The following is a 19023-nucleotide window of genomic DNA, read 5'->3' on the forward strand; positions in this document are numbered from 1 at the left end:
GGGAACGCAGGAGCACATGCCCGAGGAGATCATCCGGACCCTGTCGGTCGACGGGGTGCGCTACAGCTACCGCGTCCTGCCGGGGGCGCGACCGGTCACCGAACCGGCCCTCATCCTCGGCGGCGCGCTCCAGGGCATGTTCGGCTGGCCCCAGATGGACGACCACCTCAGCCCGGCCGCCGACGTGGTCACCGCCGACCTGCCCGGCATGGGCGGCGCCGACCCGCTGCCGCCGGGGCCCAGCGCCGATCTGCTGCGCCGGGCCGTCCTCGGCATCGCCGACGACCTCGGCGCCCCCCGGCTCAACGTCTTCGGCTTCTCCTACGGCACCGCCATCGCCTTCGGCTTCGCCCGCCGCCATCGCGAGCGGGTGGCCCGCCTGGCCCTCGGCGGCGTCCCGGTCCACATCGACGCGGTCCAGGTCGCCTGCTGGGAGCGGGCCCGGCGGCAGCTGGCGGCCGGAGACCGCGAGGGGTTCGCCGCGACGGCGGCCGACGCGCTGATGTGCCTGGACCCCGAACGCCCGGTGCACCGACGGGAACTGGCCCGCCGCTACGTCCGGCGCTCCTTCCTGCACGCGCTCACCCACTCACCGCACGCGGCGGACTCGCTCTACCGGGCGCTGGCCGACCGGCCCGACTTCTCCGGCGGCCTCACCGGCGTCCCCGCGCTGGTCTTCGCCGGAGAGCACGACACGGTGACGTCGCCCGCGCGGCAGCGGGAGTTCGCCGCGACGATCGAGGGCAGCCGGTTCCTGACGATCGGGGAGTCCGACCACTGGGTGGTCCTGGAACGGGCCGACGACGTGGCCTCGCTGGTCTCCCGGTTCTTCACCGGCCGGGAGCCGGCGGGCGGAGCCGTCACCCTGCCGCGGCAGGCGGGCGCCCCCGCGGGACGGCCCTGAGCGGGCCCCGGGGACGGCCTGAGCGGGCCTTCGGCGGGGCGGCCCTTCGGCGGGGCGGCCCGGAGCCGGGCCCCGGGGACGTGGCCCCCGGGGCCCGGCCCGCCCCACCGGGTCGCTCCGTCAGCGCTTGGGGCCGCTGACCTTGATCCGTACCACCTGCGGGTCGTGGTCGCTCGCCTGGTCGGCGAACTCGGCGTTGATGTGCACCACGTCGTAGTCGAAGCTCCGGATGCCGGGGCTCGTGAGGATGTGGTCCAGCGTCTGCGAGTTGCCGTCGTAGACGTAGCTGTACCGCTCCGACGCGCCCAGGGTGGTGATCAGGGGCTTGAGGACTCCGCCCTTGGTCAGCGTCTTCATCGTCGGCGAGAACTCGAAGTCGTTGATGTCCCCGAGCGTGATGACCCGTGCGGACTTGTCCGCCTTGAGCAGCGAGGCGACGAAGGCGTTGACCTCGGTGGCCTGCTGGACCCGCTGCGTCTCCGAGGACCGCGTCGGCTCCTGGTAGCGGCCGTGCAGCGGCTGGTCGCCGCCCTTGGACGCGAAGTGGTTGCCGATGACGAAGACCGGCCTGCCCCGGAACACGAACTCGCCGACCAGCGGCTTGCGGCTGTTGTCCCACGCGGGGCTCGTCGGGTTGACGCGGCCCGGGGACGCGGAGAGTCTGACGCCCTTCCAGGTGTCGACGGCGCGCACCGGCGTGGTGGCGTCACCGCCCGCGCGGGCGGTGAAGGAGACGCGCTCGGGGTTGTAGAGGAAGACGTTGCGGATGTTGCCGCCGGGCTGTCCGCCGTCCTCGTTGTTCTCGGGGGCGATGTAGCTCCAGGCGTAGCGCGGTCCGCCCTTGGCGACGATCGCGTCGGCGAACCGCCGCAACGTCGCCTCGGAGCCCACCGTGCCGTCGTTCACCGCGCCGTTGTCGTCCTGGATCTCCTCCAGCGAGAGGATGTCGGGGGAGGACAGGTTGACCGCGACGCCCTCGGCCAGCGTGTCGAACTTGGCCTGGTCGTCCCGGGCGTCGAGGTTCTCCACGTTGTACGTGGCCACGGCGAGCTCGTTGCGCTTCTGCTCGCGGGTGACCTCGCGGCGCAGCTTCTTGTCGACGAGCGTGCCCAGCTCGGTGGCCTGCACGTTGTAGCCGCCGTACGAGGCGTAGTCGAGTACGCCGGCGGTGCGGCCCTTCAGCACGTCGCCGACGTTCGCCGTCGGCACCGGACGCTCCGGGTCCAGCGACATCACCTTGAGCCGCCCGGTGTTCTGGTCCTCGTAGGAGGCGTAGACCGTGCCGCCGCGCCGGGACGGGTTCTCCCCGGGCTTGACGGTCACCCAGATCTCGTCGTACGAGGTCGTCGCCCCGGTCACCCGGGTGTCGGCGATCTCGACCCGGGAGCCCTCCAGGGCCTCGTACAGGTCCAGGGCGTACCGGGACGGCTCCAGCGGCAGCGCGTCGATCGACCCGCCGTCCGCCGAGGGCACGTAACGGCCGGGCACCGAGCGGGCGTCGAGGACGGTCGCGGCGGGCAGCGGGTTGCCCGACGACAGCACGGTGGTGCGGGGCGCGGTGATCTGGGTGAGGGACTGGGTGCCGGTGCCCGGGTAGTACTCCGTGACCTTGCCGCTGACCAGGACCGCGTCACCGGCCTTCACGGCCGGTGCGGTGGAACCGGTGTAGACGAAGAGACCCTCGCCGGTCCGCGGGTCGCCGTCGGGCGCGGTGTCCTGGATCCAGAAGCCGCGCGAGCCGGCGGCCCGCACTCCGGTGACGACGCCCGGGACCCCGGTCACCGCCGCGCCGTGGAGCGGGGAGACGCGCGTGGTGCCCTGGATGTCGTGGATCCGCACCTCGCCGGGCTCGGTGGGGCCGGGTTCCTCCGGTTCCTGCCCGCCGCCGGACGTCTCGCCCTTCCCGTTCACCGGGGTCGGGGCGCCCGCGGTGAGGTCGGCGGCGTTGTCGTCGGTGTCGGCGAGCGAGGCGGACCGCGCGACGGACGCGGTGGCCGAGGCGCCGGGGGCCGGGCTGCTGCCCTCCCGCACGACCGCGGAACCGTAGCCGACCAGATCGACGATCCGGGCGTCCGCCGCACAGTCCGCCGCCGACTTGCAGGTCAGCGGGCTCGTCCCGGAGACCAGGGCGACGGTGCCGCTCCCCGCCGCCATGGAGATGCCGCCCGTGGCGTCGGCGGTGGGCAGCGCGACGGTCCCGCCGTTGCCCGCGGCCTGGGAGACGAGGTAGCGACCGCCGGGCGCGATCGACCCGGACAGTTCGGACACCTGCCACCGCGAGCCGTCCGAGGGGCTGCCCGGGAGGTACTGGACGCTCAGGCCGCCGGTCTCGAAGGGTGTGGAGCCGGCGTTGGCCAACTCGACGAAGTCCCGGGTCAGCGTCGCCCCGGAGTTGCCGCCACCGCCGTACACCTCGGAGATGACGGCGGTGGCGGACGGGGCCGCCTGGGCGGCGGGAAGAGCCGTCACCGCGAGCGCGGCGGCGACGGCGCCGGTCAGCAGGACGGAACCGGATCTGGATATCTGCACGGGAGGTGCCCCCAACTGAGTAGTAGGGGCAAAAACTATGCGCGTAGAACTGGCCTGACAAGGCATCGGAGGTTAATTCCCGGCGTACCCGGGGTGTGTACCCGGTTCCGGTGCGCCGGGCGCCCGCCCCGGACGGCGCCCGGCCCGGGCCGGCGGGGGCCGCCCCGGGCACCGCCGCGGCCCCGGCCGCCCCGTCCGGTCGGCGGCGGCCGGGGCGGCCGGGATCACCGGGTCACTGGCGGATGCGGTCGCGGATCCAGACCCCGGCCTCCTTCAGGACCCCGGTCCCCGCCCAGTCGCTCCCGCTGCACGTGCCGGTCTTGAAGACGGCGCCGGAACGGTGGTCGTCGGAGTAGTTCCAGTTGGTCCAGGAGATCTTCTTGCGCTTCATGAGGTCGAGGTAGCGCTGCGACATGGTGAAGTCGTTCGATCCCTCGCCCGAGTAGTTCTGTGTGCCGAACTCGGTGACGAACACGGGCAGTTTGTCCGATGCCCGGTCGAGCGTGCGCAGGTACTCCTCGCGGTGCGAGGCCGCGTAGAAGTGGAAGGTGTACATGATGTTCGAGGCGCGGACGGGGTTGTTCACGACCTCCGACTCACTGGAGCCCTCGGACACCCCGAACGAGGACCAGGCGCGCGTCCCGACCAGCACCACCGCGTCGGGGTCCTGGGCGCGGATGACCGGGATGATCTGCTCGGCGTACGACTTGATGCCCGACCAGCTCACCCCGGAGGGCTCGTTGGCGATCTCGTAGAGCACGCCCGGGTGGTTCCGGTACTTCTTCGCCATCGCCGTGAAGAAGGTCTTCGCCCGCGACAGGTTCGCGTTCGGGTCGCCCGGGGAGAGCATGTGCCAGTCGATCACCGCGTACATGCCGCGCGCGTGCGCCGCGTCGACGAACTTCTGCGCACGGGCGGTGAATCCGGCCGGGTCGGTCTCGTATCCGCCCTCCTGTACGTAGGTGGAGACGCGCAGCACGTCGGCGCGCCAGTCCTGGGCCAGGGCGTCGAGAGAACCGCCGGTGACGCACTGGGCGTACCACTGGGTGCCGTGCGTGCTCATCCCGTTGAGGGCGACCGCCTGGCCCGAGGCGTTGCAGAGCTGCCGGCCGCAGACCGAGAGCGGGCCGTTGGCGGCGAGCGGGGTGACGGCGGTGGGGGAGGCGGGGGCCGGTGCGGCTCCCGCCCGGACGGGAGCCATCAGCGCGGTGACGACACCGAGCGCGGACGCGGCGAGCAGGGCCTTGCGTGCCAGTCCGCGGCGACGGGTCGCGGGGGCGGGTCCGGGGACGGAACCGGTGGGGGGATCGATGCGCTGGTGCATGGTGGTGCTCCCTTCGGAGGGGGGGCGGGAGGCGCCATGTCGGCAGAACTGAAAGTAAAGGTTCCTACCAATTGCCGTCAACCATGCCGGGAAACTTTCCTCACCGTCAACCGGCTCGGCGGCGGGACCCGTTGGGCCCCGCCGCCGAGCGTCATTCCGTCCTGTGCCCGCCGTGCGCCATCGCCCGGACGCGCCGGCCCGGCCGCGTGCCGCTCAGCCGGGCGGCAGCGGATAGACCGCCAGCGAGAACGAATGGCCCGCGGGATCCGCGTACACCCGTATGTCGCGGGGACCGCTGTTGGACTCGCCGGTGTCGACGGGCTTGGCCCCGAGCCCGATCGCCTCCCGCTCGGCCTCGTCGATGTCGTCCTGGCTCACCAGGATGCGCAGGCGTGCCTCCTGGGCCGCCGCCGGACGCGGCCAGCTCGGCGGCACGTAGTCGTGGTCGCGGCGCACCATCAGACGTACGCCGCCGTTGTCGAGGATCTCGACGAAGTCGGGATCGGTTCCGCTCCGTTTCTCCGCGCCGAGCAGACCGGCGTAGAATTCCGCCAGCTCCATGGGCTCGGCGCAGTCGAGGACGAGGACGCTCGTTTTCTCCACAGTCATGGGGGAACGAGTACCCCCGGCGGCCTCGGACACGCCCTGCCGGACCCGGCCGACGACATCCGGGCCACCGGCGCGGACGCGTCCCGCATGAGGAAGCACTCGGTTCGGCCTAAGGTGCGAACCATGGCACGGAGCGCGGCGAACCCCGGGCCGACCGGGCGCGACGACCCCGCCCCCGGCGGCCCCGACCCCCGACGTTGGCAGGCACTCGCCGTCTGCCTGGTGGCGGGCTTCATGACCCTGCTGGACGTCTCCATCGTCAACGTGGCCCTGCCCTCCATCCGGGAGGGACTGAACACCCCCGAGTCCGCCCTCCAATGGGTGCTCTCCGGCTACGCCCTCGCCTTCGGCCTCTTCCTCATCCCCGCCGGACGCCTGGGCGACGCACGGGGCCGCCGGGCCGTCTTCATGGCGGGGCTCGCCCTCTTCACCCTGGCCTCCGCCGCCTGCGGAGCCGCCCAGTCCAGCCTGTGGCTGGTGATCGCCCGGCTGGTGCAGGGCATCGCGGGCGGCCTGATCTCCCCGCAGATCTCCGCCCTGATCCAGCAGATGTTCTCCGGGCGCGAGCGCGGCCGGGCCTTCGGCATGTTCGGGACCGTCGTCGGCATCTCCACGGCCGTGGGCCCGCTGCTGGGCGGTCTGCTCATCCAGGCCGCCGGGCCCGACCACGGCTGGCGCTGGGTCTTCTACGTCAACCTGCCGCTCGGCGCCGTCTGTCTCCTGCTCGCCCACCGCCTCCTGCCCGACACCCCCTCCGCCGGCCGGGTGAGGCCGCGCGACCTGGACCCGGTGGGGGTCGTCCTGCTCGGCACCGGGGTGCTGGCCCTGCTGCTGCCGTTCGTCCAGGCCCAGCAGTGGCCCGGCAACGGCAAGTGGCTCCTGCTCGTCCCGGCCGGGGCCCTGCTCACCGCGTTCGCGGCCTGGGAGTCGCGCTGCACGGGCGGACCGACCCACCCGGTCCTGGACCTGTCGCTGTTCCGGCTGCGCTCCTACTGGCTGGGCTGCCTGCTCATCCTGCTCTACTTCGCCGGGTTCACCTCGATCTTCTTCGTCACCACCCTCTACCTCCAGTCCGGCCAGGGCTACTCCGCCCTCCAGGCCGGACTCGCCATCACCCCTTTCGCGCTCGGCTCCGGCGCGGCCGCCTCCATCGGCGGCAGGCTCGTCGGCCGCTTCGGCCGCCCGCTGGTGGTGGCGGGCCTGACCATGGTCGCCGTCGGACTCGCGGGCACCGCCCTGGCCGTCCACCTGGTCCCCGGCGCCGGAGCGGGCTGGGCCATGGCCGCCCCGCTGCTCCTCGCCGGCCTCGGCAGCGGCCTGGTCATCGCCCCGAACCAGACCCTCACCCTCGCCGAGGTGCCGGTGAACCGGGCCGGAAGCGCCGGGGGCACACTGCAGACCGGCCAGCGGGTCGGCTCCGCGGTCGGGATCGCCGCCGTCGGCGCGGTGTTCTTCGCCCAGGTCCAACCGGACGGCTGGGCCGACGCCTACGACCACGGCCTCATCGTGTCCGTCGCCTTCGTGCTGGCCGCGCTGATCGTGGCGCTGGCCGAGGTCGGAGCCGACCGACGGGGCAGACGACGTACGACACCGAACCCCACCGACGCATCGAGGAGCGAGGCATGAGCGACACGACGGCGGACAGCGCCGGGAACGACGGCAACACCTCCTACGGCCACAAGCCGTTCAAGCGGTCCCGGAGCCACTTCGCCGACCGGATCACCGCCGACGGGCGCGACGGCTGGCCCGTCGAGCCGGGCCGCTACCGGCTGGCCGTCAGCCGGGCCTGCCCCTGGGCGAGCCGCGCCCTGGTCTCCCGGCGGCTCCTCGGACTGGAGGACGCCCTCCCGCTCGCCGTCGCCGATCCGATCCAGGACGACCGCAGCTGGCGCTTCACCCTCGACCCCGGCGGCCAGGACCCGGTCCTCGGCATCCGCTACCTCAGCGAGGCGTACGACGCCCGGGAGCGCGACTACCCCGGCGGCGTCAGCGTGCCCGCGATCGTGGACGTACCGAGCGGCAAGCTGGTCACCAACGACTACCAGCGGATCACCCTCGACCTGGCCACCGAGTGGACGGCCCTGCACCGGCCCGGCGCCCCCGACCTCTACCCCGAACCGCTGCGCGCGGAGATCGACGACGTCATGGAGGGCATCTACCGGGACGTCAACAACGGCGTCTACCGCGCGGGGTTCGCCAGCTCCCAGGAGGAGTACGAAGAGGCGTACGCCGCCCTGTTCCGCCGCCTGGACCTGGTCTCCGCCCGCCTCGCGGACCGCCGCTACCTGGTCGGCGACACCATCACCGAGGCCGACATCCGCCTTTTCACCACCCTGGTCCGCTTCGACGCCGTCTACCACGGCCACTTCAAGTGCAACCGTACGAAGCTGACCGAGGAACCCGTCCTGTGGGCGTACGCCCGCGACCTCTACCAGACGCCGGGATTCGGCGACACGGTCGACTTCGACCACATCAAGCGGCACTACTACCACGTGCACACCGGCATCAACCCGACGGGCATCGTCCCCGTCGGACCCGACCTCTCCGGCTGGACCACCCCGCACCACCGCGAACAGCTCGGCGGGCGGCCGTTCGGAGACGGCACACCCCCTGCGGCAACCTTCTGAGTCCCGGCGGCGACAAGAGGGTGTCCGGCCGTACCGGGCCGGGCCCCTCCCGACCGAGCGAAGGAACCACCTCACGTGAGCAGCAGCAGAGGACGACACCGCAGGACGCGTACGCTCCAGGCCGCCGTGGCCGTCGCCGTCACCGCCGGCCTCGCGGGCGTCTGGCTGACCAGCACTCCGGACGACGCGCGCGCCGCCGCCGGCACGGTCGTCGTCTCCACCACGCCGGAGCTGGAGAAGGCGTTCGCCGACGCCGGACCCGGCACCACCATCCAGCTGCGCGGCGGCACCTACCGCCCGGTCAAGAGCCTCAAGAGCCAGGCGAACGGCACCGCGCGGAGCCGGATCACCGTCACCGCCCACCGGGCGGAGAAGGCCGTGATCGACGGATCCGGACTGCCCGCGGGCGACTGGCTGGTCGCGATCGGCGGCGACCACTGGACCCTGTCCGGCCTGACCTTCCGCAACTCCCGCGCGCACGGTGTCGTCGTCACCTCGTCCGTCGGCGGGATCTTCCGCAACCTCACCACGCACGGCAACGGCGACTCCGGCTTCACGCTGCGCGGCGAGGGGACCACGGACAACCTCATCGAGAACCTCGACTCCTACGGCAACTACGACGCGAAGAACCACGGCCAGAACGCCGACGGCCTCGCGATCAAGTTCGGCTCGGGCACCGGCAACCGGGTCGTCGGCGCACGGCTCTACAACAACGCCGACGACGGCGTGGACCTGTGGCAGTGGGCGAGCCCGGTCCGCATCGAGCACAGCTGGGCGTACGGGAACGGCGTGAACCGCTGGAAGGACCCGGCCTTCGAAGGCAACGGCAACGGCTTCAAGCTCGGCGGCGGCGGCGCGAGCGCCGCGCACGTCCTCACCGGCAACGCCGCCTGGGACAACGAGAAGCACGGCTTCACGGACAACAGCAATCCCGGAGCCCTGCGGTTGCACCGCAACACCGCCTACGCCAACGACGCCTCCGGCTACTACATCGCCTCCTCGCCCTCCCGCCTCTCCCGCAACTACGCGCTCGACAACGCCTCCGGAGCGGCGAAGCTCGGCAAGCGCGTGGTGTCGGCCGCCAACACCTGGGACGCGGACGCCGCACCGGTCGTCGGCCCGGTCGACACCGACCCGGCCACGGCGTACGGGCCGCGGAGGGCGGACGGCTCGCTGCCGAGGACGGACTTCCTGGCGACCGGCACACCGGACATCGGCGCGGGAATGCCGTAACCGCCGCACGAACGGGTCCCGGGGCCGGTGGCCGGCCGCCCCGGTGCCGGCGCATAGGATCCGGCGTTCAGGCCGTATCGGCGCGTACGACGGAGGGGTTTGCGGCATGGCCGACGACGCATCGGCGCAGTTCCACGAGTTCTTCGACCGTCACTACGCCGAACTGTCCCGCCTGGCCTTCCTCCTGACGGGCGAAGCGGACGCGGCCGACGACCTGGCCGCCGACGCCCTCGTCGCGCTCTGGGACCGCTGGGACCGGGTGTGCGCCGCGGAGCACCCGGTGGCGTACGCCCGCGGAGTCGTCGCCAACATGGCCCGCAGCCGCGTCCGCGGAGCCGTGCGCGAGCGCCGCCGCGTCGCGCTGTTCTGGTCCCGGCGCCCCGAGCGCACGGACGGCCCGGACGTGGCGGCCGTGCTCGACGTCCGGCAGGCGCTGCGAAGACTGCCCTTCCGCAAGCGGGCGTGTGTCGTGCTGCGGCACGCGCTCGACCTGTCGGAGAAGGACACCGCTCTGGCACTCGGCATATCGGTCGGCACGGTGAAGAGCCAGACCTCCAAGGGGATGGCGGAACTCGAACGGCTCCTGGGCGACCGGACCGGCCTCGAAACCGCGGGAAGTGGACGACGATGAGCGACGTGCGCAGGCGACTGGAAGAAGCCGCCCGGTCACACCGCCCCGACCGGGCGCGCATACTGGCCCGGGTCGAGCGGGCGCGCGACCTCGGCGCGGCGCGGCGGAGCCCGGCCGCTCGCCGCCCCCGCACCGCCTGGCCGCGCGTGGCGCTCGCGGCGGTCGCCGCCGCCGCGGCGTGCGTGTTCGGCGGAGTCGCCGTCACCTCACTCGTGCGGCAGGACGCGTCCACCGGGCGGGAGGTGTCCACCGGAGCCCTGCCGGAGACCTCCGCCGCCCCGCCCGTGACCGGCCACGGCCGGCCGCCGCTGCCGGGCGACGGCCGTACCGCGGACGGCCCGCTGTGGGCGGACGGTTCCGTCATTCCGGACGACAACGTCCACTGGGCCCAGAGCAACGTCACGCTCAAGACCGGGGAGCCGCTCACCGCGCTCACCGTGGAGCTGTTCGTGGCGCGCACGGAGCGGGTGCGGAGCACCGGACGTTGGGAGACGCGGCCCGCGGCGGACTTCGACCTCTCGGTGTACGAACGCGACGGCATGCTGGTCTACCGCTGGACGCTCAGGGCCGGACGTACCGTGCCGGCCGGGACGCACGTCTTCGCCGGACAGTACGACCACGCCTCCGGCGGCCGCGACGCCGGCGCGGACGTCTACCGGGCCACGGCGACCGCGGCGAGCGGCACGTACGAGGTCCACGGAGACTTCGCCCGCACCCCGTGAGCCGCCCCGTCGGTCCCTCGGCTCGGGCAGCGGCCCTGCGCCCGGTCCCTCGGCTCGGGGCAACAGTCCCACCTCGGCCCGCGCGCGGCTCAGGGCAGCAACCCCGCCCGGCGGGCCGCCACCACCGCCTCCAGCCGCGTGTGCGCCCCCAGCTTCCGCATCGCGGACCGCAGATACCCCTTCACCGTCTCGGGCCGCAGCCCCAGCCGCTCCGCCGCCGCCGCGTTCGTCGCGCCCGCCGCGACACACGCCACCACGTCCACCTCGCGCGGCGCGAGACCGACCTCCCGGGCCGCGGGCGCCTTGGCCCCCGACGCCGAGGCCAGCCGTCCGCACACGGCCAGGAGTTCGGCGCGCAGCGCCGGGTCGACGATCCTCGGGAGCAGAGCACGCAGTTCGCGGTGGGCCTCGCGCACGTCCTCCCAGGCTCCGGGCACCGTGTCCGGATCACTGACCCGCCCCCGGCTTGCCGCCAGCAGCTGCCGCGCCTCGTCCCGCACCGCCAGCGACTGCTCCACATCCCGGGCCGCCGCCACCACCGCGTCGAACGTCCGGTCGCCGAGCGTGACCGGCGTGCGCAGGGCCCCGTACAGCACGCCCCGCACCGCACGCCGTACGACGACGGGGACCGCGACGACCGAGCGCAGCCCCTCCGCGGCCACCGCCGCGTCGTACTCGTGGCTGATGTGGCGCGAGGAGGCGTAGTCCGTCACCGCGCAGGGCCGGGACAGTGCGATGGCCTTGCCGCCCAGGCCGCTGCCGGCGGAGACGACCAGGCCGCGCAGTGCGCTGGTCTGCGCTCCGTTCAGCTCGGCGATCCGTGCGTGGCGCGCGTCGGACAACAGGCCGCCGAACACCACGGGGAGCCCGCTCGTGCGGCGCAGCCTCAACAGCGCTGCCTGCATCTCGACCGCATCGACCGATTCCGCCACTCCGACGCCCCTCCACCCGTCCCGTTCTCCCCCGGGCGGGGGAGTGGACCACCCCCGTCCGGGGGTGGTGAGACCTGGGTCACTGTTTACATGATGTTAAGCGACCGGTCCGTAATGAGGAGGGCACATGTCGGCAACCAGCGCGACCGAGACGTTCCGGGCCGCCCGGGACTTCCTGCTGGAGCACCGCGAGGACTACGAGAGGGCGTACGCGGGCTTCCGCTGGCCCCGGGCGGACCACTTCAACTGGGCGCTGGACTGGTTCGACGTCATCGCGGAGAACAACCACCGCACCGCCCTGCACATCGTGGAGGAGGACGGCCGGCGCACCGAGGTGTCCTTCGCGGCGATGTCCGAACGCTCCGACCGGGCCGCCAACTGGCTGACGGAGCAGGGCGTGCGGGAGGGCGACCGCGTTCTCGTGATGCTCGGCAACCAGGTCGAGCTGTGGGAGACCGCACTCGCCGCGATGAAGCTGCGGGCCGTCGTCATCCCCGCCACCCCGCTGCTCGGCCCCGCAGACCTGCGCGACCGGGTCGAGCGCGGCCGCGTGCGTCATGTCCTGGTGCGGGACGTGGACACCGCGAAGTTCGACGAGGTCCCCGGGGACTACACGCGGATCGCGGTCGGCGAGGAGGTGACGGGCTGGCTGCCGTACGCGGGAGCGGCCGAGGCGCCCGCCGCCTTCACGCCCGGCCGGGAGACGGACGCGGACGAGCCGCTGATGCTCTACTTCACCTCCGGCACCACCGCGAGCCCGAAGCTGGTCGAGCACACCCATGTGTCCTACCCCGTGGGCCACTTGTCGACGATGTACTGGATCGGGCTCAAGCCGGGCGACGTCCACCTGAACATCTCCTCGCCGGGCTGGGCCAAGCACGCCTGGTCGAACCTCTTCGCCCCGTGGACCGCCGAGGCCACCGTCTTCATCTTCAACTACACCCGCTTCGACGCGGGCCGGCTGATGGCCGAGATGGACCGCTCGGGCGTCACGAGTTTCTGCGCCCCGCCCACCGTCTGGCGGATGCTCATCCAGGCGGACCTGAGCCAGTTGAAAGCCCCGCCGCGGGAGGTCGTCGCGGCCGGGGAGCCGCTGAACCCGGAGGTCATCGAGACGGTCCGGCGGGAGTGGGGCGTCACCATCCGGGACGGCTTCGGCCAGACGGAGACCGCCGTCCAGGTCGCCAACACTCCCGGGCAGCTCCTCAAGACCGGCTCCATGGGCCGCCCGAGCCCCGGGTTCGCCGTCGAACTGCTCGATCCGGTCACCGGCCGTCCCGGGGCGGCCGAGGGCGAGATCTCCCTCGATCTGGCCGACCGCCCCATCGGCCTGATGACCGGCTACCACGGCGACCCGGACCGCACCGCCGAGGCGATGGCCGGCGGCTACTACCGCACCGGGGACATCGGCGCGCGCGACGAGGACGGCTACATCACGTACGTGGGCCGCGCCGACGACGTGTTCAAGGCGTCCGACTACAAGATCTCGCCGTTCGAGCTGGAGAGCGCCCTGCTGGAGCACGAGGCGGTCGCCGAGGCCGCCGTCGTGCCCGCACCCGACCCGCTCCGCCTCGCCGTCCCGAAGGCGTACGTGGTGCTGGCGGAGGGCTGGGAGCCGGGGCCGGACACCGCGAAAATCCTCTTCGCGCACTCCCGGGCTGTTCTCGCCCCGTACAAACGCGTTCGCAGGCTGGAGTTCGCGGAACTGCCCAAGACCGTCTCGGGCAAGATCCGCCGCATCGAACTCCGCGAACGCACCGCCCAGGGCGGCGGCACCGAGTTCGACGAGGGGGATCTGAAGTGAGCGAGCTGTCCTACGCGCACGGCACCGGCGACACCGCACTGCTCGGCGACACCATCGGCCGCAACCTCGACCGGGCGGTCGCCGCGCACGGCGACCGCGAGGCACTGGTCGACGTGGTGTCGGGCCGGCGCTGGACGTACGCCGAATTCGGCGCGGACGTCGAGGTGGTGGCCCGCGCACTGATGGCGTCGGGGGTGGCGAAGGGCGACCGGGTCGGCATCTGGGCGGTCAACTGCCCCGAGTGGGTGCTCGTCCAGTACGCCACGGCCCGTATCGGCGCGGTCATGGTCACCATCAACCCCGCCTACCGTGCCCACGAGGTGGAGTTCGTCCTGAAGCAGGCAGGCATCTCCCTGCTCGTCGCCTCCCTCTCCCACCGCACCAGCGACTACCGGGCCCTCGTCGACCAGGTCCGCGCCGCCTGCCGGGACCTGCGAGCCGTCCACTACATCGCAGACCCCTCCTGGGACGAGCTGACCGCCGCCGCGCCCGCCGTCACCCGGGAGCAACTGGCCGCCCGCGAGGCGGAGCTGTCCTGCGACGACCCGATCAACATCCAGTACACCTCGGGCACCACGGGCTTCCCCAAGGGGGCGACGCTCTCCCACCACAACATCCTGAACAACGGGTATTTCGTGGGGGAGACGATCGCCTACACCCCGCAGGACCGGGTCTGCCTCCCGGTGCCCTTCTACCACTGCTTCGGCATGGTGATGGGCAACCTCGCCAGCACCTCCCACGGCGCCTGCATCGTGATCCCGGGCCCGTCCTTCGAGCCCGGGGCCGTACTGGCCGCCGTCGAGCGGGAGCGCTGCACCTCGCTGTACGGCGTGCCCACCATGTTCATCGCCGAGCTGAACCTGCCGGACTTCGCCGCGTACGACCTCTCCTCGCTGCGCACCGGAATCATGGCCGGTTCTCCCTGTCCGGCCGAGGTGATGAAGCGGGTCGTCGCCGAGATGCACATGGCCGAGGTGTCCATCTGCTACGGCATGACGGAGACGTCCCCCGTCTCCACCCAGACCCGCCGCGACGACGACCTGGAGCGTCGCACCGGCACGGTCGGCCGTGTGCTGCCGCACATCGAGGTCAAGGTCGTCGACCCGGTCACCGGGGTCACGCTGCCGCGCGGCGACGCGGGCGAACTGCGCACGCGGGGCTACAGCGTGATGCTCGGCTACTGGGACCAGCCCGACCGCACCGCCGAGGTCGTCGACACCGGGCGCTGGATGCACACGGGGGACCTCGCGGTGATGCGCGAGGACGGCTATGTCCAGGTCGTCGGCCGGATCAAGGACATGATCATCCGGGGTGGCGAGAACGTGTACCCGCGGGAGATCGAGGAGTTCCTGTACGGCCACCCGAAGATCGCCGACGTCCAGGTGGTCGGGGTGCCGGACGAGCGCTACGGCGAGGAGATCCTGGCCTGCGTCATCCCCCGGGACCCGGCCGAACCGCCCACCCTGGAGGAACTCGCCGCCTACTGCCGGGAGCGGCTCGCACACTACAAGATCCCGCGCAGGCTGCGGATTCTGGAGACCTTCCCGATGACGGTGAGCGGAAAGGTCCGAAAGATCGAACTCCGCGAGGCGTACACGGACTGAACGGGGCCCGGGCGCCGGGTCCCGCAGGGGCGGGCCCGGCACCCGAACGCAAGGGCCGGGTCAGGCGGCCTCGATGATGTCGGGGCCGCCCCGGGTCGCCGCCGCCCACTCGATGAGCAGCACCTCGTACGTCGCCGCCTCCACCTCCGACCAGTCCTGTCCGGAGGCGTCGACGAGTGCGCGGATGGCCTCGTTGGCCTGCTCGGCGGCGGGAGCGGGGCGGTCTGCGGGGAGGGAGCTGTCCGGGAGTAAAGCCATGCGCATAGCTTACGTGCCACCACTGACAGCCACGGCTTCCGAAGCTCCGGAGGTCACCGAACTGTCCGGAACGCGGGGGGCTTTCGTGGATCCCGCGTCATCTGGCGACCGGGCGCCCGAGGGCGAGGGCGAGGGCCGGGCGTCCGGGGGCCGGACGCCTGACGACCGGACAGCCGACGGCCGGGGGTTCGGCGTCCGGACGGCGGACGTCAGTTCGCGGCGCATGCAGACCCGGGGCCAGCGGGCGAGGCCGTGCTGGGCCTCCTCGGCACGGATCGCACGCAGCCCGTCGGTGAGCTCGCCCTCGGTCAGGATCCGGAAGCCGATACGCGTGTAGTACGGGGCGTTCCACGGCACATCGGTGAAGGTGGTCAGGGTGAGTGCCGCCATGCCCCCACCGGAGGCCAGGACGGCCAGGTGGGCGATCAGGTCCCGGCCGATGCCCCGGCGGGCGGCGCTCGGGTCGACCGACACCTGCTCGATGTGGAGGGCGTCGTCGACGGGATCGGCGATCACATAGCCGAGCGGCCGGTCCCCGGTGGCGGAGAGGGGGTCGGCCGCCACCCAGCAACGTCCTGCCTGCCGGTAGCTTTCCAGCAGGTCGAGCGGGGGCGGATCGTCGTCGGCCACGAAGGCCATGCCCAGGGTTCGGAACGGTTCCCCTGCGGCGCGCTCGATGTCCTGGAGTAGCGGGAGATCCGAGCGTCTGGCGGAGCGGATACGCATGTGCTCAGTGTGCCGCGCCGGACGGCGCGGCGGTACGCGGTGGCCGGATAACGGGTGTGCGTACGCACTCCGTGGAGCGCATCGGCCGCCAGGTCGGCTTCGGCTCACCCACCGCCTTCCGGGACCGCTTCGAACGCACCGCCGGCGTCGGTCCGCAGACCTGCCGGCGCACGTTCGGCTGAACCAGCGGCCCGGGCCCGCCGGCGGGCCCCGGACCCGCCCGCGACGCCCGGGGCCTCTCGCGGACCGTCCGTCGGTCCAGGAGCACGCCCGTCACCGACCGAGCCCGCTCCGGGCCCGCCGGGCGGGGCGCGGTCTCAGGCGCCCGTGCTGACCAGTTCGTCGGCAGGGCCGTTGACCGGCTGCGCGGTTCCGGTGAGTTCCATGACGAACAGCGGGAGCCCGACGCCGTCCGCGCCGGCCCGCGCGTCGGGGGCGTATCCGGCGAGGGAGAAGAACACCCCGGTCGCCGACGCGCCCAGCGCGTTGAGCCAGAGGGTCTCGACCGCGCGCAGTGTCGTGGGCCGGGTGCTGGAGTCGACCCGCGCGATCAACCCGTCGGCCCGCAGGTCGATCCCGGCGGCCGGGCCCGCGCCGGGCCGGCCGACGTCGTGGAAGCCCAGCCAGGTCAGATACCGGCCGGCCGCGCTCACCGCGTCGTGGCCCGGCCGGATCGCCATCGGCCGGAACACCGGGCGCGGGCGCGCGGCGGTGCGCGGCAGGGGGATGTGGGCCGGGGAGTCCGGCGCGGCATCCGCCGGGCGCACCGGTATGCGCAGGATGGTCCCGCACGGGCAGCACAGCTCGGGCTGCGGCCACTGGTTCTCCCTGGCGCAGGACGTGCAGCGGACGGTGACCCACGCGTCGCTCCAGCTGCGATGGGTGACCAGGGCCGCCGGGGCGTCCCGGAGCAGCGGCGGAGCGGTGGGCGCCCCGCACGGGCAGGGGTAGGCCGGTGCGCTGTAGGCGTGGTCCCGGCCGCAGACAGGACACCGTACCGGCACGGACTCCACCATCGTCTCCCTCCGGCACGGCGTGCTGTCCACTGCGCTCCGTGCCTCCCTCGTCACGCCATCGTCCACCAGGAGCGAGGCGTTGGGGAGGGAATCGGCGTACTTCGTGCGGGCGGGGCGCCGTCCCCGCCCTTGACGGAGGTCGTCCCACGTTTTAGATTGCTTCCGTATAGCAGAACTGAATTTCCGTAATACGGAATTGGTGCTCTCAGGTGGCGCGACAGAGCCCGACTCCACCAATCCCGAGCAGGAGCACTCAATGCCTCGTATGACCGCTGCCCGAGCGGCAGTTGAGATCCTCAAGCGCGAAGGCGTCAGCAACGCGTTCGGTGTGCCGGGTGCGGCGATCAACCCCTTCTACGCGGCCCTCAAGGCATCCGGCGAGGTGCGGCACACCCTGGCCCGCCACGTCGAGGGCGCCTCCCACATGGCCGAGGGCTACACCCGGGCCGCGGCCGGCAACATCGGGGTCTGCATCGGCACGTCGGGTCCGGCGGGCACCGACATGATCACCGGCCTGTACTCCGCCATCGCCGACTCCATCCCGATCCTGTGCATCACCGGCCAGGCCCCGACCGCCGTCCTCCACAAGGAGGACTTCCAGGCCGTCGACATCGCGTCGATCGCCAAGCCGGTCACCAAGGCGGCGACGACCGTCCTGGAGGCCGCGCAGGTGCCCGGCGTCTTCCAGCAGGCGTTCCACCTCATGCGCACCGGCCGCCCCGGCCCGGTCCTCATCGACCTGCCGATCGACGTCCAGCTCACCGAGATCGAGTTCGACCCGGAGCTGTACGAGCCCCTCCCGGTGCACAAGCCCGCGGCCTCCCGCAAGCAGATCGAGCGGGCCGTCCAGATGCTGAACGCCTCGGAGCGCCCGGTGCTCGTCGCGGGCGGCGGCATCATCAACGCCGACGCCTCCGAACTCCTCGTGGAGTTCGCCGAGCTGACCGGTGTCCCGGTCGTCCCGACCCTGATGGGCTGGGGCATCCTCCCCGACGACCACGAGCTGAACGCCGGCATGGTGGGCCTGCAGACCTCGCACCGCTACGGCAACGCGAACTTCCTGGAGTCCGACTTCGTCCTCGGCATCGGCAATCGCTGGGCCAACCGCCACACCGGCAAGCTGGACGTCTACACCCGGGGCCGCACCTTCGTCCACGTGGACATCGAGCCCACCCAGCTCGGCAAGATCTTCGCCCCCGACCTCGGCATCGCCTCCGATGCCAAGGCCGCGCTGGAGCTCTTCGTCGAGGTGGCGCGCGAGCTGAAGGCCGCGGGCGAGCTGAAGGACCGCTCGGCCTGGGCCGCGTCCACCCAGGAGCGCAAGGCGACCCTCCAGCGCCGCACCCACTTCGACAACGTGCCGCTCAAGCCGCAGCGGGTGTACGAGGAGATGAACCGGGCGTTCGGCCCCGAGACTCGCTACGTCACCACGATCGGGCTCTCCCAGATCGCCGGCGCGCAGATGCTGCACGTCTTCAAGCCGCGCCACTGGATCAACTGCGGCCAGGCGGGCCCCCTCGGCTGGACGATCCCGGCCGCGCTGGGCGTCGCCACCGCCGACCCGGAGGGCACGGTCGTCGCCCTCTCCGGCGACTACGACTTCCAGTTCATGCTGGAGGAGCTGGCCGTCGGCGCGCAGCACCGCATCCCGTACGTCCACGTCCTGGTGAACAACTCCTACCTGGGGCTCATCCGCCAGGCGCAGCGCAACTTCGACATCGACTTCCAGGTCAACCTGGAGTTCGAGAACCTCAACTCCCCGGAGCTGGGCGTCTACGGCGTCGACCACGTCAAGGTCGTCGAGGGCCTCGGCTGCAAGGCGATCCGGGTCACCGAGCCGGACCAGCTGCTGCCGGCCTTCGAGGAGGCGAAGAAGCTCGCCGCGGAGTTCCGGGTGCCGGTGGTCGTCGAGGCGATCCTGGAGCGGGTCACCAACATCGCGATGAGCGGCACGGACATCGCGTCCGTCAACGAGTTCGAGGACATCGCCACGGACCCGTCCCACGCGCCCACCGCGATCCGTCCCCTGACGGTGTCCTGACGGGCCCGTAGCCGACGAGGGCCCCCGCCCGGGAGCGAACTTCCCGGGCGGGGGCCCTCGCCG

General features: G+C 72.5%; 16 protein-coding genes and 1 pseudogene. 10 read left to right on the plus strand and 7 right to left on the minus strand.

The genetic code is table 11. The features are described 5' to 3' along the window. The first annotated feature begins 16 nt into the window (after positions 1 to 16). The gene (locus tag ACIQMU_RS18970; protein ID WP_352240702.1) at positions 17 to 904 is read left to right on the plus strand and encodes an alpha/beta fold hydrolase; all 888 of its coding nucleotides are present in this window, start codon (positions 17 to 19) and stop codon (positions 902 to 904) included. Positions 905 to 1024: 120 nt separating this feature from the next. Here the strand turns inward: ACIQMU_RS18970 and ACIQMU_RS18975 are convergent, their stop codons facing one another. The 3 genes from ACIQMU_RS18975 to ACIQMU_RS18985 all read right to left on the minus strand — a co-directional run bounded on the left by ACIQMU_RS18975 (position 1025) and on the right by ACIQMU_RS18985 (position 5366). Continuing rightward, positions 1025 to 3433, minus strand: coding sequence for an endonuclease/exonuclease/phosphatase family protein (locus tag ACIQMU_RS18975; protein WP_402689256.1), 2409 nt, complete (start codon positions 3431 to 3433; stop codon positions 1025 to 1027). 232 nt (positions 3434 to 3665) lie between these two features. Beyond that, complete coding sequence (locus ACIQMU_RS18980) at positions 3666 to 4757, minus strand: glycoside hydrolase family 5 protein (protein ID WP_352240704.1); 1092 nt, start codon at positions 4755 to 4757, stop codon at positions 3666 to 3668. Between the two features lie 213 nt (positions 4758 to 4970). Then, a complete protein-coding gene (locus ACIQMU_RS18985) occupies positions 4971 to 5366 on the minus strand; it encodes a VOC family protein (protein ID WP_352240705.1) in 396 nt (131 codons plus the stop codon). A 123-nt stretch (positions 5367 to 5489) separates the two neighbouring features. On the opposite strand from ACIQMU_RS18985, the gene ACIQMU_RS18990 reads away from it, so the two are divergent. The 5 genes from ACIQMU_RS18990 (at position 5490) to ACIQMU_RS19010 (ending at position 10579) form a co-directional block, all read left to right on the plus strand. Next, the gene (locus tag ACIQMU_RS18990; protein ID WP_402689257.1) at positions 5490 to 6992 is read left to right on the plus strand and encodes an MFS transporter; all 1503 of its coding nucleotides are present in this window, start codon (positions 5490 to 5492) and stop codon (positions 6990 to 6992) included. After that, positions 6989 to 7993: a glutathione S-transferase C-terminal domain-containing protein gene (locus tag ACIQMU_RS18995; protein ID WP_352240707.1), complete on the plus strand. Its 1005-nt coding sequence runs from the start codon at positions 6989 to 6991 to the stop codon at positions 7991 to 7993. The genes ACIQMU_RS18990 and ACIQMU_RS18995 overlap by 4 nt, the downstream gene beginning before the upstream one ends. A gap of 75 nt (positions 7994 to 8068) precedes the next feature. Continuing rightward, on the plus strand, positions 8069 to 9226 hold the full coding sequence (locus ACIQMU_RS19000) for a right-handed parallel beta-helix repeat-containing protein (protein WP_356724561.1): 1158 nt from the start codon (positions 8069 to 8071) through the stop codon (positions 9224 to 9226). Between the two features lie 106 nt (positions 9227 to 9332). Next, entirely contained in the window at positions 9333 to 9857 is a 525-nt protein-coding gene (locus ACIQMU_RS19005) for a SigE family RNA polymerase sigma factor (RefSeq protein ID WP_352240709.1), read from the plus strand. Then, complete coding sequence (locus ACIQMU_RS19010) at positions 9854 to 10579, plus strand: hypothetical protein (protein ID WP_352240710.1); 726 nt, start codon at positions 9854 to 9856, stop codon at positions 10577 to 10579. Before ACIQMU_RS19005 ends, ACIQMU_RS19010 begins: the two co-directional genes overlap by 4 nt. Before the next feature lie 89 nt (positions 10580 to 10668). On the opposite strand, the gene ACIQMU_RS19015 is transcribed toward ACIQMU_RS19010, so the two are convergent. Next, positions 10669 to 11511, minus strand: coding sequence for a helix-turn-helix transcriptional regulator (locus ACIQMU_RS19015; RefSeq protein ID WP_352240711.1), 843 nt, complete (start codon positions 11509 to 11511; stop codon positions 10669 to 10671). 127 nt (positions 11512 to 11638) lie between these two features. Between ACIQMU_RS19015 and ACIQMU_RS19020 the strand changes: the two genes are divergently transcribed. Then, a complete protein-coding gene (locus tag ACIQMU_RS19020) occupies positions 11639 to 13315 on the plus strand; it encodes an AMP-binding protein (RefSeq protein WP_352240712.1) in 1677 nt (558 codons plus the stop codon). Continuing rightward, the gene (locus tag ACIQMU_RS19025; protein WP_352240713.1) at positions 13312 to 14919 is read left to right on the plus strand and encodes an AMP-binding protein; all 1608 of its coding nucleotides are present in this window, start codon (positions 13312 to 13314) and stop codon (positions 14917 to 14919) included. The genes ACIQMU_RS19020 and ACIQMU_RS19025 overlap by 4 nt, the downstream gene beginning before the upstream one ends. A gap of 60 nt (positions 14920 to 14979) precedes the next feature. Here the strand turns inward: ACIQMU_RS19025 and ACIQMU_RS19030 are convergent, their stop codons facing one another. Further along, the gene (locus ACIQMU_RS19030; RefSeq protein ID WP_352240714.1) at positions 14980 to 15177 is read right to left on the minus strand and encodes a hypothetical protein; all 198 of its coding nucleotides are present in this window, start codon (positions 15175 to 15177) and stop codon (positions 14980 to 14982) included. A 9-nt stretch (positions 15178 to 15186) separates the two neighbouring features. Beyond that, complete coding sequence (locus ACIQMU_RS19035) at positions 15187 to 15903, minus strand: GNAT family N-acetyltransferase (RefSeq protein WP_402689258.1); 717 nt, start codon at positions 15901 to 15903, stop codon at positions 15187 to 15189. Positions 15904 to 15968: 65 nt separating this feature from the next. Here ACIQMU_RS19035 and ACIQMU_RS19040 point away from each other — a divergent pair. Then, positions 15969 to 16085: pseudogene (locus tag ACIQMU_RS19040) on the plus strand (AraC family transcriptional regulator); the annotation flags it as partial. 135 nt (positions 16086 to 16220) lie between these two features. Here the strand turns inward: ACIQMU_RS19040 and ACIQMU_RS19045 are convergent. After that, entirely contained in the window at positions 16221 to 16916 is a 696-nt protein-coding gene (locus ACIQMU_RS19045) for a hypothetical protein (protein ID WP_402689288.1), read from the minus strand. 259 nt (positions 16917 to 17175) lie between these two features. Between ACIQMU_RS19045 and gcl the strand changes: the two genes are divergently transcribed. Then, a complete protein-coding gene (gcl, locus tag ACIQMU_RS19050) occupies positions 17176 to 18960 on the plus strand; it encodes a glyoxylate carboligase (protein ID WP_402689259.1) in 1785 nt (594 codons plus the stop codon). Positions 18961 to 19023: the final 63 nt, after the last annotated feature.

Source organism: Streptomyces sp. NPDC091649 (assembly GCF_044756785.1).
Classification (GTDB): domain Bacteria; phylum Actinomycetota; class Actinomycetes; order Streptomycetales; family Streptomycetaceae; genus Streptomyces.

Coding starts and splice junctions, on each gene's coding strand:
- ACIQMU_RS19035 (WP_402689258.1), bottom strand. CDS start 15,903: ATGCGTATCCGCTCCGCCAGACGCTCGGATCTCCCGCTACTCCAGGAC.
- gcl (WP_402689259.1), top strand. CDS start 17,176: ATGCCTCGTATGACCGCTGCCCGAGCGGCAGTTGAGATCCTCAAGCGC.
- ACIQMU_RS19030 (WP_352240714.1), bottom strand. CDS start 15,177: ATGGCTTTACTCCCGGACAGCTCCCTCCCCGCAGACCGCCCCGCTCCC.
- ACIQMU_RS18990 (WP_402689257.1), top strand. CDS start 5,490: ATGGCACGGAGCGCGGCGAACCCCGGGCCGACCGGGCGCGACGACCCC.
- ACIQMU_RS19005 (WP_352240709.1), top strand. CDS start 9,333: ATGGCCGACGACGCATCGGCGCAGTTCCACGAGTTCTTCGACCGTCAC.
- ACIQMU_RS18980 (WP_352240704.1), bottom strand. CDS start 4,757: ATGCACCAGCGCATCGATCCCCCCACCGGTTCCGTCCCCGGACCCGCC.
- ACIQMU_RS19010 (WP_352240710.1), top strand. CDS start 9,854: ATGAGCGACGTGCGCAGGCGACTGGAAGAAGCCGCCCGGTCACACCGC.
- ACIQMU_RS18995 (WP_352240707.1), top strand. CDS start 6,989: ATGAGCGACACGACGGCGGACAGCGCCGGGAACGACGGCAACACCTCC.
- ACIQMU_RS19020 (WP_352240712.1), top strand. CDS start 11,639: ATGTCGGCAACCAGCGCGACCGAGACGTTCCGGGCCGCCCGGGACTTC.
- ACIQMU_RS18970 (WP_352240702.1), top strand. CDS start 17: ATGCCCGAGGAGATCATCCGGACCCTGTCGGTCGACGGGGTGCGCTAC.
- ACIQMU_RS18985 (WP_352240705.1), bottom strand. CDS start 5,366: ATGACTGTGGAGAAAACGAGCGTCCTCGTCCTCGACTGCGCCGAGCCC.